Source organism: Acinetobacter sp. P8-3-8 (assembly GCF_000214135.1).
Lineage (GTDB): Bacteria > Pseudomonadota > Gammaproteobacteria > Pseudomonadales > Moraxellaceae > Acinetobacter.
On the sequence record NZ_AFIE01000019.1, the window covers coordinates 24,474 to 39,440 of the forward strand.

The 14,967-nt window shown below is 37.9% G+C and carries 18 protein-coding genes; 12 read left to right on the plus strand and 6 right to left on the minus strand.

Translation table 11 applies throughout. The annotated features are described in order from the left end of the window. The first annotated feature begins 31 nt into the window (after positions 1 to 31). Together GGG_RS0109715 and GGG_RS0109720 are read left to right on the plus strand one after the other, a co-directional pair. Positions 32 to 790, plus strand: a complete 759-nt coding sequence (locus GGG_RS0109715) for a hypothetical protein (protein ID WP_029574528.1) — start codon at positions 32 to 34, stop codon at positions 788 to 790. 130 nt (positions 791 to 920) lie between these two features. After that, positions 921 to 1,487, plus strand: coding sequence for an HdeD family acid-resistance protein (locus GGG_RS0109720; RefSeq protein WP_010114393.1), 567 nt, complete (start codon positions 921 to 923; stop codon positions 1,485 to 1,487). A gap of 128 nt (positions 1,488 to 1,615) precedes the next feature. Here the strand turns inward: GGG_RS0109720 and GGG_RS0109725 are convergent, their stop codons facing one another. Continuing rightward, positions 1,616 to 2,065, minus strand: coding sequence for a carboxymuconolactone decarboxylase family protein (locus GGG_RS0109725; protein WP_010114394.1), 450 nt, complete (start codon positions 2,063 to 2,065; stop codon positions 1,616 to 1,618). A 92-nt stretch (positions 2,066 to 2,157) separates the two neighbouring features. On the opposite strand from GGG_RS0109725, the gene GGG_RS21015 reads away from it, so the two are divergent. The 3 genes from GGG_RS21015 to GGG_RS0109740 are packed head-to-tail and all read left to right on the plus strand — an operon-like array spanning position 2,158 to position 3,896. After that, the gene (locus GGG_RS21015) at positions 2,158 to 2,373 is read left to right on the plus strand and encodes a hypothetical protein (RefSeq protein ID WP_010114396.1); all 216 of its coding nucleotides are present in this window, start codon (positions 2,158 to 2,160) and stop codon (positions 2,371 to 2,373) included. A 45-nt stretch (positions 2,374 to 2,418) separates the two neighbouring features. Then, positions 2,419 to 3,549, plus strand: coding sequence for a glycerate kinase (locus GGG_RS0109735; RefSeq protein WP_010114398.1), 1,131 nt, complete (start codon positions 2,419 to 2,421; stop codon positions 3,547 to 3,549). Between the two features lie 17 nt (positions 3,550 to 3,566). Then, positions 3,567 to 3,896 (plus strand): hypothetical protein, encoded by a 330-nt coding sequence (locus tag GGG_RS0109740; protein WP_010114400.1) that lies wholly within the window; start codon positions 3,567 to 3,569, stop codon positions 3,894 to 3,896. Positions 3,897 to 3,978: 82 nt separating this feature from the next. Here the strand turns inward: GGG_RS0109740 and GGG_RS0109745 are convergent, their stop codons facing one another. Continuing rightward, on the minus strand, positions 3,979 to 5,091 hold the full coding sequence (locus tag GGG_RS0109745; protein WP_010114402.1) for a S41 family peptidase: 1,113 nt from the start codon (positions 5,089 to 5,091) through the stop codon (positions 3,979 to 3,981). A gap of 311 nt (positions 5,092 to 5,402) precedes the next feature. Here GGG_RS0109745 and GGG_RS0109750 point away from each other — a divergent pair, with 311 nt between their 5' ends. From GGG_RS0109750 to GGG_RS0109770, 5 genes are all read left to right on the plus strand, one after another. Next, entirely contained in the window at positions 5,403 to 7,394 is a 1,992-nt protein-coding gene (locus GGG_RS0109750) for an ATP-dependent helicase (protein WP_010114404.1), read from the plus strand. 88 nt (positions 7,395 to 7,482) lie between these two features. Continuing rightward, positions 7,483 to 7,734: an RNA-binding protein gene (locus GGG_RS0109755; RefSeq protein WP_010114406.1), complete on the plus strand. Its 252-nt coding sequence runs from the start codon at positions 7,483 to 7,485 to the stop codon at positions 7,732 to 7,734. Between the two features lie 61 nt (positions 7,735 to 7,795). Further along, positions 7,796 to 8,158 (plus strand): ASCH domain-containing protein, encoded by a 363-nt coding sequence (locus GGG_RS0109760; protein WP_010114407.1) that lies wholly within the window; start codon positions 7,796 to 7,798, stop codon positions 8,156 to 8,158. A 73-nt stretch (positions 8,159 to 8,231) separates the two neighbouring features. Beyond that, positions 8,232 to 8,735, plus strand: a complete 504-nt coding sequence (locus GGG_RS0109765) for a DUF6586 family protein (RefSeq protein WP_010114408.1) — start codon at positions 8,232 to 8,234, stop codon at positions 8,733 to 8,735. Between the two features lie 108 nt (positions 8,736 to 8,843). After that, a complete protein-coding gene (locus tag GGG_RS0109770; RefSeq protein ID WP_010114409.1) occupies positions 8,844 to 9,122 on the plus strand; it encodes a hypothetical protein in 279 nt (92 codons plus the stop codon). A 68-nt stretch (positions 9,123 to 9,190) separates the two neighbouring features. Here GGG_RS0109770 and GGG_RS0109775 read toward each other — a convergent pair whose 3' ends face one another. The 4 genes from GGG_RS0109775 to GGG_RS0109790 form a co-directional block, all read right to left on the minus strand. Continuing rightward, positions 9,191 to 10,909, minus strand: a complete 1,719-nt coding sequence (locus tag GGG_RS0109775; protein WP_010114410.1) for a cation:proton antiporter — start codon at positions 10,907 to 10,909, stop codon at positions 9,191 to 9,193. A gap of 149 nt (positions 10,910 to 11,058) precedes the next feature. Then, positions 11,059 to 11,214: a 50S ribosomal protein L33 gene (gene rpmG, locus GGG_RS0109780; protein WP_003654787.1), complete on the minus strand. Its 156-nt coding sequence runs from the start codon at positions 11,212 to 11,214 to the stop codon at positions 11,059 to 11,061. Between the two features lie 12 nt (positions 11,215 to 11,226). Next, entirely contained in the window at positions 11,227 to 11,463 is a 237-nt protein-coding gene (gene rpmB / locus GGG_RS0109785) for a 50S ribosomal protein L28 (protein WP_000048256.1), read from the minus strand. Positions 11,464 to 11,628: 165 nt separating this feature from the next. Continuing rightward, on the minus strand, positions 11,629 to 13,077 hold the full coding sequence (locus GGG_RS0109790) for a coniferyl aldehyde dehydrogenase (protein ID WP_010114482.1): 1,449 nt from the start codon (positions 13,075 to 13,077) through the stop codon (positions 11,629 to 11,631). A 112-nt stretch (positions 13,078 to 13,189) separates the two neighbouring features. Between GGG_RS0109790 and GGG_RS0109795 the strand changes: the two genes are divergently transcribed. Together GGG_RS0109795 and purU are read left to right on the plus strand one after the other, a co-directional pair. Continuing rightward, positions 13,190 to 13,882, plus strand: a complete 693-nt coding sequence (locus GGG_RS0109795; protein WP_010114484.1) for a TetR/AcrR family transcriptional regulator — start codon at positions 13,190 to 13,192, stop codon at positions 13,880 to 13,882. Positions 13,883 to 13,967: 85 nt separating this feature from the next. Further along, the gene (purU, locus tag GGG_RS0109800; protein WP_010114485.1) at positions 13,968 to 14,834 is read left to right on the plus strand and encodes a formyltetrahydrofolate deformylase; all 867 of its coding nucleotides are present in this window, start codon (positions 13,968 to 13,970) and stop codon (positions 14,832 to 14,834) included. Positions 14,835 to 14,967: the final 133 nt, after the last annotated feature.

Sequence of the window (14,967 nt, forward strand, 5' to 3'; positions counted from 1 at the left end):
GCAACATTATCTCATTATGATTGAGGTTGAAATGTGGAAAACGATTAGAGTTATTATTTTATTGGCAATTTTATTGATTGTCGGTGTGAATGCTTGGCGAGAGATGAATCAAGATTGGTCTAAGCCAATTCTGGTGTTGCTTCATCCGATTAATGCAGATGGTCAAGCAAGTACATCACGCTATATTCAGCAAATTTCTAGTCATGATTTAGATGAAATCCAAAACTATTTACAAACCCAGTCTAAAGAGTTTCGAGGACAACCTGTTGCATTCCACTTTCGACTCGGCAGAGAACTCAAAGCACTTCCCCCGAAAGTTCCTGAGCAACCAAGTGCTTTGGATAATATTCTGTGGAGTTTAAAATTCAGATTTTATGCGTGGAATCAACATGAAGGTATGGATGGATCGCCATCAGTAACTTTGTATCTGAATTATTATGATCCTCAAATTCACAAAACCTTAAAACATTCTACTGCGCTAGAACGTGGTCGTATTGGCATGGTGAACTTATTTGCATCTCATAAGCAAATTGAAACCAATCAAGTGGTTTTGGTACATGAGTTGCTACATACTTTTGGTGCAAAAGATAAATATGATCGTGCAACAGGACAGCCAATTTATCCACTCGGTTATGCCAATCCTGAGCAAAAACCTTTATATCCACAAAAACGTGCTGAAATTATGGGAGGGTATATTCCACTTTCTCAAACTAAGAGCAAAATACCGAACAATTTGCACGACACTATGATTAGCCGTGTGACTGCGCAAGAAATGGGATGGGCGAAATAAACATTGTTTTATGCGTATCTGATCACCAGAGTAAAGCAATGCTTTATTTTGGTTTAGATGCAGATTCTATACAGACAAAAAAGTGAATTAGATCAACAATAAATTAATGAATAACAACCAAGAGAAGAAGATGCGTACAGTTGGAAATGATTTGGTTCGTCACCAGTTACATGAAAATCGCAAATGGTATCTGCTACTCGGGGCATTATTGGTGATCTTTGGATTGGTTTTACTTGCCTCGTTGGGAATGGCGACATTGACCGTTGTGGTTCTCTTTGGTGTATTGATGATGGTGGGTGGTGTATTGCACCTGATTGCGGCATTTAAAATTTTTGATGGTGGTTTTCGCTGGCTTTGGGCATTGTTTGCTGTGTTGTATTTTATCGCAGGCTATTATGCGTTTAAATCACCGATTACTACTGCTGTGGTATTAACAAATTTATTGGCGATTGCTTTATTGATCGGCGGCTTTATTCGAATCTTTAATGCATTTATTTTAAAGCCAATGTCAGGCTGGGGGTGGACATTATTTTCAGGTCTACTCACTTTAGCAACAGGTGCAATCATACTTGCATCACCTGACTCACCATTTTGGGTATTAGGTATGTTCTTAGGTATCGATATCCTATTCCAGGGGGTGAATTATCTCACTTTTGCAGCAGCAATCAAACAAATTCCACCTGCAAGCCATTCCTAATACACAATGATGAGTATAGAAAAGTAGTAAAACGAAAGGAGTCTAATTCAGACTCCTTTGTTAATTTAACGAGCTTATTTTTAAGGTTGGATTTCTTGTATTTTTCAGATGATGTACTTAATCGTTGCTTATGGATGAACAGCATATTGGCTTGAAATGGCAATACGATTCCATGCGTTAATCACAATCGCAACCCATTCAATTGCAGTAATTTCAGCTTCGGATAATACTTTTGCAGCGTCTTGATAAGCTGAGTCTGGGAAATGTTGATTGGCAATTAAAGTAATTTCTTCAATTAAAATCAATGAAGCACGTTCTTTTTCTGAAAAATAGCCACTTTCATGCCAAGCACTGATCAAGGCAATACGTTCCATTGATTCGCCTGCTTTAATTGCGTCTTGCGTATGCATGCGTACACAGAAGGCACATTGGTTAATTTGTGAAGCTCTGAGTTTGAGTAAGTGAGAGAAGCCAATATCGAGCCCAGCTTGCTTAACCTTTTGCATAGATAGATTTTCGAGTTCTAATACCGCTTTATAAAGTTCAGGAGCAGTTTTACCTAAATTTACACGTTCCATATACAACCTATTTTGAAGTGAGAATTATTGTTCAGAATGATTTTATCTGTAAAATGAATCTCACTTTGTTTAGTTTACGCATAAAAATAATCATGAATAAAAGCTATAAAATTTCTTTCATTCTCTCTGCTATGGCGAGCATCGTATTTTTCATGGCTGAAGAATTAAAGCAGGATGGTATTCGTATTGATTTTGGGATAGGTATGATTCTTGGGTTCTTTGCACTGCTGATGATAATCGCATGCTATTTATATCTACGAAGTGAAGAAAAACGATATTTGAGTAAAAAAGAACAACGTCGTGACTAAGAAATCATGTTATTAATAAAATAAGTTTGATAAAAATGCTGGACGATGAAAACCTTTATTTTAGCACCTGATTCTTTTAAAGAAAGCATGACCGCAGAGCAAGCATGTAGTGCAATGCAGCGAGGTATTCAAAAAGCGATTCCGAATGCTCAATTTATCCATGTTCCAATGGCAGATGGTGGTGAGGGTACAGTCGATGCCTTAATTACCGCAAGGCAAGGCAGGAAAATTCAGATTCAAGTTTCAGGCCCATTCATTCATCAAAAAATAGATTCCTATTTTGGATTTATTGATACTGATAAAACCGCTGTCATTGAAATGGCGATGGCAAATGGTATTCATCTCATTGAAAAATCACAACGTAACCCTTTATTGACCAGTACATTTGGTACGGGAGAAATGATCAAGGCTGCATTGGATCACGGTGCCTTAAAAATTATTATTGGTTTAGGTGGTAGTGTCACCAATGATGCAGGTGCAGGCATGGCACAGGCATTGGGGGTGAAATTTTTAGATCGAAATGGTCAAATGGTTGAACAAGGTGGTGGTCATCTTGATCAAATTTGCACGATTGATCTTTCTAAATTAGATCCCCGTTTGGCTCAAACTGAAATCATTATAGCCAGTGATGTGAATAATCCTTTATGTGGTGAAAATGGTGCATCGCATGTGTTTGCACCACAGAAAGGTGCTCATCCTGAAATGGTGGAAATTTTAGATCGCAATCTGAATTATTTTGCCGATCTTGTAAAACGACAACTCAATATCGATGTCAAAAATATTGCAGGAGCGGGAGCCGCAGGTGGTTTAGGGTTTGGTCTGATGGTTTTTGCAACTGCGAAAATCCGTTCAGGTGTTGAAATAATGATTGAAGAAACGCAACTCGCTGAAAAGATTGCTCAAGCAGATTATGTATTTACTGGTGAAGGTGGTATTGATTTTCAAACCAAATTTGGTAAAACGCCTTTTGGTGTCGCTCAAGTGGCAAAACGTTTGAATAAACCTGTGATTGCCTGTGCAGGTTATATTGGTCAGGGAATTGAAGAACTCTATACCGAAGGATTTACCGCTATTTTTGGTATTGTTGATGGTGCATGTGATTTGCAGACCGCTTTAAAAAATGGTGAGAAAAATTTGGAAAGAACCTGTGAGAATGTGGCGCGACTTTTAAAATAATGAACTGAGAGGAATATATGAAAAGAATAATTTTAGGAGCCTTATTGCTTGGTATTCAGAGCTTTAGTTTGGTATGGGCAGATGTGACACAAGATGTGCAAAACTATTTAAATCAAGGCAATAAAACTTCTTTTCGTTTTGCAGATAATACCATTCAAACCATGGCATATTTAATTGAAGGTGAAAAAGGAATCAAAGTGATCATTGATAAGAATATTGATACTAAACAAAGTTTTGCTATCAATTTAAGAGATCAAAATTTTCTCGCTTATCTTGAAATGACGACTCAAAAACTGGGGTTAAAATACCAAGTTGTTGATTCAAAAACGATTCGTATTTATAAGTAATGATTAAGTCGTTATTCATCAATTTGAGCATTTTCAAAAATCAAATAATTGAAAAATGCTCAAATCTTTTGAAAAATAAAAATTACAAATTTTTCTCTAAATATTTTTGTGCAAACTTCACTTCATCATCATAAGCTTGCAGATCTTTAGGCATCGGTAATTTGATATTGGGCGGAATACCAATATTATCAATTTCTTGTCCCAAACGACGATGTACATAAGTGGTGGCGTAGTTTATAGAGAGCTTCTTAGATGGCATAGGCACATCTCTGACATTAGACGCATCTAATGCACCAAAAGTATTTCTGCCCATCGTTACCACTCGAGGATTTTGTCGAATGGTTTTGACCAATTCTTCACATGAACTACCACAGTCCTCATCAATTAATACAACAACTTTTTGTGGTGTTGATAAAACATCTTTGCCTGATATTTTTTGGCTTACTTCTTTATTATCCATTAAACCAATCCAGCCATTTTTATTGGACTCCATCTTCTTAATCATTTGATTGAGCATTTTCTTTGAATCGGGGTCAGGAATTCCTGCTTCTAATTCTTTCCAAGCTTGTATCGTTACCGTTGATGTATAAATCTGAGGGACTTCACTCCAATATTCTGCTTCTCCCAAAATTGAATAAAGTGGTTCTGCAGACGTATCGAATCCGCCAGTATTTTTGCGTAAATCTAAAACTATATATTGTGCATTGAGTAGATTGTCTTGATTGTTTTTTATAATTTTTTCAAGTTGATCTTTTATTGAGAGCCCAAAAGAAGGAATGAAAATATAAGTGGTCGAGTCTGATAGTTTTTTTGTTGTGACTAAATCATCTTGTTGTGGTGTGGAGCTTTCATGAATAGATTCTGAAATTGATTGATTACTTAACCAAAGATGTCCTTTACGAATGGCTTGGAGAAAAGGTTTAGCAATATCTTGGCATTGTTTTACCGTTTGAACTTGGGCTGCTTTTTCTTTTTGAGTATTCAGAATGTGTTGAATATTTTCAGGGTAGGCAGTCCATTTTTGTGCACGAATACCTGCATCATTTTCCAATAAAAATTGAGCAGTAAAGTCGATGTCTTGTAAGCATTCAGTACTGGTCATGGGTACAGCATCTTCAGTTGCTTGAACGTTTTGAGTCAGCACAATTGAACTCGCGAGTAGTAAAAAAGCAGTATGTGTGAAACGATACGACATTGATCAGAACCTTCTATTGTTTGCTTTAATTTTCTATTTAATTGCCATCATTTTATTGAAGTAATAAATTGATTTTAAATATTTAAGTGTTCAATTAATGTACTTATTTTTATCGTTTAGTACAAGATTTTATTGTTTGGAATATAGAATTTCTTATTTTGAAATAACTTTGAAATAACAATGCTATCGTAAAAGAGCTTTAATTAAGCATGCCAGATTGATTGTGAAACCATATACGAAGAAACGATGAAATTCTGATATCGTCGGCAAGCTCTGTTAAACTAGCGCCATCCACAAAATGATGAGTGAAAATGAGTTTAGCCAACCTGATCAATGAATTAAACCCGCAACAAAAACAAGCTGCAACAACAGAATCAAAACATAGCTTGGTACTTGCAGGGGCAGGTTGTGGTAAAACCAAAACCATCGTGGCTAGAGCTGCATACTTGATCGATCAAGGTGTGCCTGCCAACAAAATTCAAATCTTAACTTTTACTCGTCGTTCTGCAAGTGAAATTGTGGCACGTGTAGAATTGGCTTTAGGTGATCAAGCCAAAGGCTTACGCGCTTCAACATTCCATACCTTTTGTATGTATTTACTACGCCGTGCGCCTAAAGCATTTGGTTTGGAGCAATTTTCAATTATTGATCGTGATGATCAATTGATGATGTTTCGTCTTCTTCGTGGTAAAGATGATAAAAAGAATCCAAATGCATTACCGAAACCTAAAGAGCTATGTGATTTATATTCTTTTGCTCGAAATACGCGTCAAAAACTCAGACTTGCTTTAGAAAAGCAACATCCTGAATTTTTGGAATATAAAGATCAGATTGCTGAAATCATGAAAGAGTACGAAGCTCGAAAACGTGCCCGTTCATTCCTAGATTATGATGATATTTTAGCAGTGGTCGCTTCCGCTTTGGCGCAATCAACAGGCTTAGTGGATTATGTTGCTTCACTGTGTCAGCACATGCTTGTTGATGAAATGCAAGATACCAACCCATTACAATGGGCGATCCTTGAACCATTAAAAGATCAAACTTCGCTCTTCTGTGTGGGAGATGATGCACAATCGATTTACGGTTTTCGTGGTGCAGATTTCGAAAATATTCATCACTTTAAAGAGCGTGTGCCTGATGCGCAGATTTTCAAATTAGAAAAAAATTATCGTTCAACTCAAGAAATTTTAGATTTATCCAATTGGTTGCTTGACCAAAGCCCGATTCATTACGATAAAAAATTAGAAGCTTATCGTGGAGACGGTATTAAGCCTCGTATGCATGTGTTTCCAAATGAATTTGATGAAGCGAAGTGGATTGCGATTGATATAAAAGAGCGTCATTTACTCGAAGGTTCTGCATGGAATGAACATATGGTATTGGTTCGTTCAGCATTTGCTGCACGTCATATTGAGGCAGCGTTTATTCAAGGCAATGTACCTTATCGTTTTATTGGTGGAATGAAACTGTTAGAAACAGCGCATGTCAAAGATTTACTGAGTTTATTGCGTGTTATTGCCAATCCATTGGATGATATTGCGTGGATGCGTTTTTTAACGTTATGGAATGGTGTGGGTGATGTCGGTGCGAGTAAACTTGCACTGCAATTATTACATGAACCTGATATAGAAAAAATCACAGAAAAACTCGAAAAGTTTGGTCGTATTCCCGAAAATACTTTGCTGATCATGAAGCAAATGAGTGTATTAAAAACCGAAGTTGAAGCGTGTGTAAAATTGGGTGTGGAAGCCATTCTCAATCAACTTGAAGAAAATTATGCCAAGAAAGATTGGCATAAACGGGTCGGGGATTTTGACCTAGTTAAGCAACTGGCATCTAAACATTCACAATTGAGTGAATTTTTAGAGGAATACGTGCTTGATCCAGTATCGATTAGTGAAATTGAACGTCAATCGCAAGATGATGTCGTCACTTTAATCACCATTCATTCTGCCAAAGGTACAGAGCAAAAAGTGTGTTATGTGGCGAATGTGTCAGCAGGGCAATATCCTCATGCACGTGCGCAAGGTGATTTTGATGAAGTTGAGGAAGAGCGCCGTGTGCTTTATGTGGCGTTAACACGTGCACAGAATGAATTAATTCTGACCAAACAAAATTTAAGTTTTTGGGCGCATAGTCAGACAGATGATCAAGGTCGTCATATTGAAAGTTATTTTCTGAATGATTTAACACGAAACTTATGCACGACTGAAACGCATTATAAACAACGTCAGCAAACTGTAAAAAGTGCGCTCATCGAACGTCAGGCGATTAATTTAGATTTTGGTATAGATCTAGATTAAACTAGCATTATTATGTTTTTCATTCAAAAAGTAGAGTAGGCGAGTGCTTTTTGATGTTTTTTGCCTATTTTATGTTTAAGGTTGTGAGATGAAAATTTTAGTTCGTAGTTTAGAACGTACAGTGACAGAAGCAGAATTACTTGAATTGTTTAAGCAATACGGTACTGTGGATTCATGTACTTTGGTATTAGATGCTGCAACGGGAAAATCGAAAGGTTTTGCTTTTGTTGAAATGCCACATGGTCGTGAAGCAGTAAAAGCGATTAAAGCTTTGAATACTTTACGTTTGCATGGACATGGTATTCGAGTTAAAGCTGCGGATGAGAAGCCAGAAGCTTAACTGCTGTGTGAATGTGTTGATGTAAAAGGAGCAGAAATTGCTCCTTTTTATTGGATGAAAAATGAAAAGAACATACCAAGCTTTGTCCATTGTTGCTCCTGCTGGACAATGGATTTCTGAAGGTAAAAAGATATTAGAAATTCGCTCATGGCGACCTGAGTCTTTACCGCTTAAAGATTTACTCATCGTAGAAAATAAAAATTATTTAATCCAAGATCAAGATGAGGAAATTGGACGAGCTGTCGCCATTGTTGATATTGAATCTGTTCATCTCTGGACAGAAAATGAATTAGCGTTAGCAGCAGCTTCATATTGGGAAGAAGGCTATTGGGCATGGGTGATCAGCAATGTTCGTCCAATAGAAAAATTTGTTGAAGTCACTGCAAAACGAAAAATATATTCTATTGATGTCGATCTTGAGTAAAATTTATTGTGATTTTAGTGAAATAAAGATTAAGCTAAGCTTGTAATAGATGCCAAAACCTTAGGGAACTTTCATGTCACGTGTAGCTCGCTTTCATGCAGACCGTACCAATCAAAAACTTTATTTTGCACGCCTTGCATGTGTGCAAGCAGAGCAATCTGAAAATGTTCAACAAGCTCAGGCACACCGTGAAGCTGCTGTATTCCACTTACATGGTGGGATTTTGGCATTTTTGCAAGAATTGGTACGTTATTACCGTTTAAATGATTTTGCTCCAACACTGAAATCAATTGAAGAAAACATGGCGGCAAAAGGGCAAGTTTCACCCGAAGTATTGGTGATGCAAAAATTAGCTCAAGACGGATTTATTGCAGAACTTAAAAGAGCGTATCGTCTTTGTCAGTATGCCCCAGAACCAAGTGCACCCGAGCCTGAAGATGAAACCTCTTCAAATCTAATTATCAAAGTCACTCAAACACCACAAGCGTGGTTGCCTGATACTAAAATTTTAAGAGAATGGCATCGTGATTTAACCCAACTTATAGATGGTTTTCGTAACGAAATGGTTGAATTCTGATCTTTTTGATTGGTTTTACTTGAAATTTTGTTTTAAATGACTATATAAAATATCTACAAGATGCAAAATGCATTCGGCATTTTGCCCCATGTTGAGCATGGAGGGTTTATGTCTATTGAACAGTTAAAAGAGTTATTTGGGAATCAAGAAGCAATTTTAGAGTTGGTTCAACTCGAAGGCGGGGAGTTGGCTCTACGCAATGCAGGTTCTGAAAATGAGCCTTTAGTCACTATTCAGTTTAATGAAGAAGTGAAAGCGTTGCTTGGTGATCAGACACCAATGATTGCTCAACAGATGATTCAAGCTGCTTTATTTGGCTTGCTTGAAAAGCAATCCAATGAGTGGCATGCGGAAGTTGTAGATGAACAACCGCAGTATCTGAGCTAATTTAAAGTTTGATAAAATAAATAAAACAAAACGCACTTAAGAGTGCGTTTTTTGTTTCTTAGCTTAAATCAATGCGTTGGTTCATGCTGATGTGCAAGTTGGATTTGATTTAAAATATGATTGGTCATATTTTTCGCCATTTCTTCTTTTGCATAATAGACATCACCGATTGCATCCGCACGAATGATCTCAGCTTCTTCTTTATTTTCAGCACACACCAAGACCTGAATTTGTGGGTTGAGTAATTTTGCTGTATCCACAATTTTATGAATATCTAAAATATCCATTGGTGAAATGATCAGCAAACGTGCATGTTGAATGTGCGCTTGAATCAATACACTTGGTTCAGTTGCACGACCAGAAACAGCAGCAACATCTTTTTCACGCAGTTTTTCAACGATTTCACGATTTTCTTCAGCAATAACGACTTTAATATCATTCTGCATCAAGGCTTTGGTGATACGCCGTCCAACTTCCCCATACCCAACAATCACTACTTGATCACGTAAGTAATCTTGGTCGACTTCATCTGGAAGCATGGCCAATGGGTCACCACTACGTTCAAGTAAGCGAGCCAAATGCGAACGCTCACGAATCCAATTTTGAACAGGTTCAATGGCTGAGAATAGAAATGAATTGAGCGTAATCGAGAATAATGCGCCTGCTAAAATTAAGTTCTGTGCTTCTGGGGTCAATAAGCCGAGTGACAGCCCTAGTGTCGCTAAAATAAATGAGAATTCACCAATTTGCGCCAAACTCGCACCAACGGTAAGTGCAGTATTAATCGGATAACGAAAGAATAGAACCAAAGCCATCGCAGCAATAGTTTTACCAATCATGATAATGGCGATGACAGCAAGAATATGTAAAGGTTGTTCAACAATGATTCTTGGGTCAAATAACATTCCCACTGAAATAAAGAACAGAATTGAAAACACTTCTCTCAAAGGTAAAGTTTCTTCTTCAGCACGATGACTGAAGTCGGATTCTTTCACCACCATCCCAGCAAAGAATGCACCCAATGCCATAGAAACGCCAAAGATCGCGTATGAGCCATAGGCAATCGATACTGCTGCTGCAACGACGGTTAAAGTGAAAAGCTCTCTAGAACCTAAACGAGCGACGTATTGCATGATCATAGGCACTAAACGTTTGCCAATAATCAGCATGAAGGCAATAAAGCCTGTCACTTTTAAGAGTGTGATGCCCAGTGTTAACCAAATGTTTTGATCAGATTCGTGTCCAACAATTGTATGTCCACCTAGCAATACAGCCGTTGCAGGTAATAGTACGAGAACTAAGACCATGACCAAGTCTTCGACTAAAAGCCAACCCACTGCAATTTTGCCATTCACAGAGTTGAGTAAACCTTTATCTCCGAGTGCTTTAAGTAAGACAACGGTACTGGCACACGATAAACTCAGACCGAATACGAGGGCTGATCCGAAACTCCATCCCCAAAATAGAGATACAGCCATACCCAAGAGTGTTGCGACTGCAATTTGTAGAATTGCACCGGGTAAAGCAATTCGTCGGACTTGCATCAGATCATTTAATGAAAAATGCATTCCTACGCCGAACATCAGGAACATGACTCCCAACTCAGCAAGCTGATTTGCCAGTGTTATATCTGCAACAACCCCTGGGGTGTTGGGACTGATGATAATTCCTGCGATTAAGTACCCAATTAAAGGTGGAAGACGTAGCCGTGCAGCGATATAGCCAAAAACAAGTGCTATACCAAAACCAACTGCAAGTAAAATGATCAAATCTACATCATGAGGCACTAAACACTCCTTAAAAATTGGAGGAATTAATAAAAACAACTAAAAGCACAAACAGTGCCAAAAGAAAACTCTGAGAATTTTAACAACTTGAATAAAAAAAAGGCAAAAAAAACGACCCAAATGGGTCGTATTTTTTAAGAAAACTAAAATTATTTAATTTTAGCTTCTTTGAAAATTACGTGCTGACGGATTTTTGGATCAAATTTTTTGATTTCCATTTTTTCCGGCATAGTACGTTTGTTCTTAGTCGTGGTATAGAAATAACCTGTACCAGCAGTAGAAACTAGGCGAATTTTATCACGCATGGTTCAGACTCCTTAGATCTTTTGACCTTGAGCACGTAGGTCAGCAACAACCTTTTCAATGCCCAATTTGTCGATAATACGCATACCTTTAGTGGTTAAGCGAAGACGTACAAAACGCTTTTCGCTTTCTAACCAGAAACGGTGGTGATGCAGGTTCGGCTCGAACCGGCGTTTAGTTTTGTTGTTGGCGTGTGAGACGTTGTTACCAACGACTGGACGCTTGCCGGTAACTTGGCAAACCTTAGACATGGTGTAACTCCATTGATTTAGCCAACAGCAAATCTGTATGGCCAGTCAAAATAAAACGGATTGAATTCATTCAAGGGGCGTTTTATATCAAAATTCCGCTTAAAAGACAAGCGGAATCGACAAAAACGTAGCATGAACTATATCGATAGCTCATGCCTTGATCAGTTAGCGGAGAAAGGCTTTCTCTAAAATTTTATTTAAAGGTTTATCGTACGGTGGCAAGATGAATTTCAAGCTGAATAGCTTAGGAATAGACATCATTGAACGCTCATGCGATAAACTAAAGAAACCTTCCGGACCGTGATATTTCCCCATTCCTGATGCACCAACGCCTCCAAATGGTAGGTCGTCTTGTGCAACATGGGTAACTACTGCATTTTGACCAAAGTGCCCAGAATGTGTACGTTGAGCAACATACTCTGCGCGAGCATCGTCAAAGTCGAAGTAGTATAATGCAAGTGGACGTGGTCTGCTATTAATAAAGTCAATAACATCGTCTATTTGATCATATTCCATGATCGGAAGAACTGGGCCGAAGATTTCATTCTTCATGAGATCCATGGTCGGTAGCACGCCTGTAACGAATGTAGGTGCAATTTTACGAACAGGTGCTAAATCTTCATTTTTAGGATTAAGCTCAGTCAGTTGTGCACCTTGTTGGCGTGCATCTTCTAAATAGCCTTGAATACGGTTGTATTGTTTGTCATTAATAATCGATGTGTAATCTTGATTATCACGTAAGCTTGGGTACATGGCTGTTGCCGCTTCTTTAAAGCTTGCAATAAATTCTGCAGTTTTACCTTTAGGTAAGAAAATATAGTCAGGTGCAACACAGGTTTGACCTGCATTCCATAATTTACCAAAAGAAATACGTTCAGCAACGAGTTTCATATCACTAGATGGATGCACTATAACAGGTGATTTGCCACCCAATTCTAAAATCACAGGAACAAGGTTTTCAGATGCAGCAGCCATTACGGTTTTACCGACATTGCTTGAACCAGTGAAAATGATTTTATCAAACGCCAAATGGCTAAATTCGTCGGAAACTTGCCCACCGCCATTAATGACTGTTACAAGTTCTTGAGGGAAAGCTTCAGATAACGCATTTTCTAGAACAATACCAAAATTTGCAGATGCGCTTGAAATTTTGATCATGGCGTGGTTACCCGCAGCTAATGCGCAAATTAAAGGACCTACTGAAAGCAATAATGGGTAATTCCATGGTGCAATTATCCCAATCACACCCAAAGGTTGATATTGTACCCATGCTTTAGCAGGTTGGTGTAACATAGAAACGTGACGCTTAGATGGTTTCATCCAAGCGGTTAAATGCTTGCTATAATATTTAATTTGCTCTAAACATGTAAGTAACTCACCGATTTTCGACTCGCTGAATGAGCGGTTACCGTAATCTTGATTAATTGCTTCTGCCATTTGATCTTGATATTTAACGAGAACTTTCTTCAAGCGTGCTAGACGTTCAATACGTTCCTTTGCAGTCGGCATAGGATAACGTTGATATGCAGCTTTCTGTTGTTGCAGAACATCATGCATATGTTGAATTTCAGGGGAAAAGGGAGTCATTGAATTTGTTTTTGTATGACTGTTCATGACAAGCACCATTTACGAATAGGTTAATATAATATATTTTTTAGAGTAAATACTCTAAATAGTCAAGTCACTTTATGTTTAGCTTGCGCTAACGGTTAAAAATGGTAATAGGATGTCGAGCTCCAAAACTTTAAAAACGAAAGACCGAATTTTGCAGATTAGTCTGCAACTTTTTAATGAACGTGGTGAGCGTTCTGTCACGACAAACCATATAGCTGCTGAGCTTGGGATTAGTCCTGGGAATTTGTATTACCATTTTCGCAACAAGCAAGAGATCATCAAAGAGTTGATGGAGCAGTACCAAAAAGAAACTTTAGACATGCTCTCATTACCCGATGACCGTGCAGTCAATGCAAACGATAAGATTCGTTATTTCCAAGTTTTAAGCAGTCAATTATGGGAATTCCGCTTTTTACATCGTGATGTTTATCATTTGGTGGAAAATAACGAAGATTTTAGGAAAATTTATCCACGCTTTGCAGGCAAGGTAATGCAACAAGGGCAAAAAATTTACCATGCCTTTGTTGAAGCAGGCTTAATGCAAATGACGCCTTCAGAAATCGAAGCTTTGATTATCAATATTTGGATCGTACTGACCAACTGGACTAATTTCTTATATATGTCTGGGCATTTGAGCGATTCAAATCATTTGGATGAAAAGTGGATTTGGCAAGCTTTGCGACAAATGGTGTTTTTAGAAGGCCCATATTTGCGTGGTGAAAGCCGTGAAACCTATGAACGCTTATTAGAAAGTTTTGGTTCTTCTGAATTATTTGCCAGTTTATCGTCTATTCAGCAAGATTGATCTACAACGATGATTGAAAGCTGCTAAAAAAGCGTTAGAATATTCGGCTGTTTTTAAAGTTAACTTATAAGTGATATCCATCAACATGAACATGACTACTGCCAACACAGCACGTTTACTGATTACTTGTGAAGACAAGCCCGGTATCGTGCAAGCTGTATCGAGCTTTTTGTATCATCAAGGCGCAAATATTACTGCGCTTGATCAATATGCGACAGAAGCTCAGGGTGGACGTTACTTTATGCGTGTTGAGTTCGAATTGGATCATTTACAAACACGTCGTGATAGTTTGCTTCAAACTTTTGCAACGAATGTTGCCGAGCGTTATGCAATGCAGTGGCGTTTGGCGCTTGTAAGCGATACTAAAAAAGTCGGTATTTTAGTTTCTAAAGTTGACCATGCTTTGCTTGAGTTGTTATGGCGTCATTCTCGTGGTGGATTGCCGTGTGAAATTACTCAGGTGGTTTCTAATCACGAAGATTTACGTGAGTCAGTTGAGAACTTCGGTATTCCATTCTATGTTGTTCCTGTGAATAAAGAGAACAAACGTGAAGCATATGCGCAGATTGATGAATTGATGCAAGGCAATGATTTATTGGTTCTTGCACGTTATATGCAAATTTTGGATGAAGAATTTGTTCAAAAATGGGAAATGAAGATCATCAATATTCATCATTCATTCTTACCTGCATTTGTCGGCGCAAATCCGTATAAGCAAGCGTATGAAAAGGGTGTGAAGTTGATTGGTGCAACAGCGCATTATGTGACTGCCGATTTAGACCAAGGCCCGATTATTGAGCAAGATGTAGAACGTGTAAATCATGATTTTACAGTTGAACAATTACGTGAACTAGGTCAAGACGTAGAGCGAAATGTTTTGGCAAGAGCGGTAAAATGGCATCTTGAAGACCGTATTATTGTCGATGGAAATAAGACTGTTGTATTTCAATAATATGTGAATAATACGTGAAAATTATTGTATAAAATATTGGAAGAAAAGGATGCTAAAAGCATCCTTTTTGTTTTTTTGATTAGGAAAATCGATCATTAGCAACGAAAAAGTAGTTGCAAATGAAAACACTTCT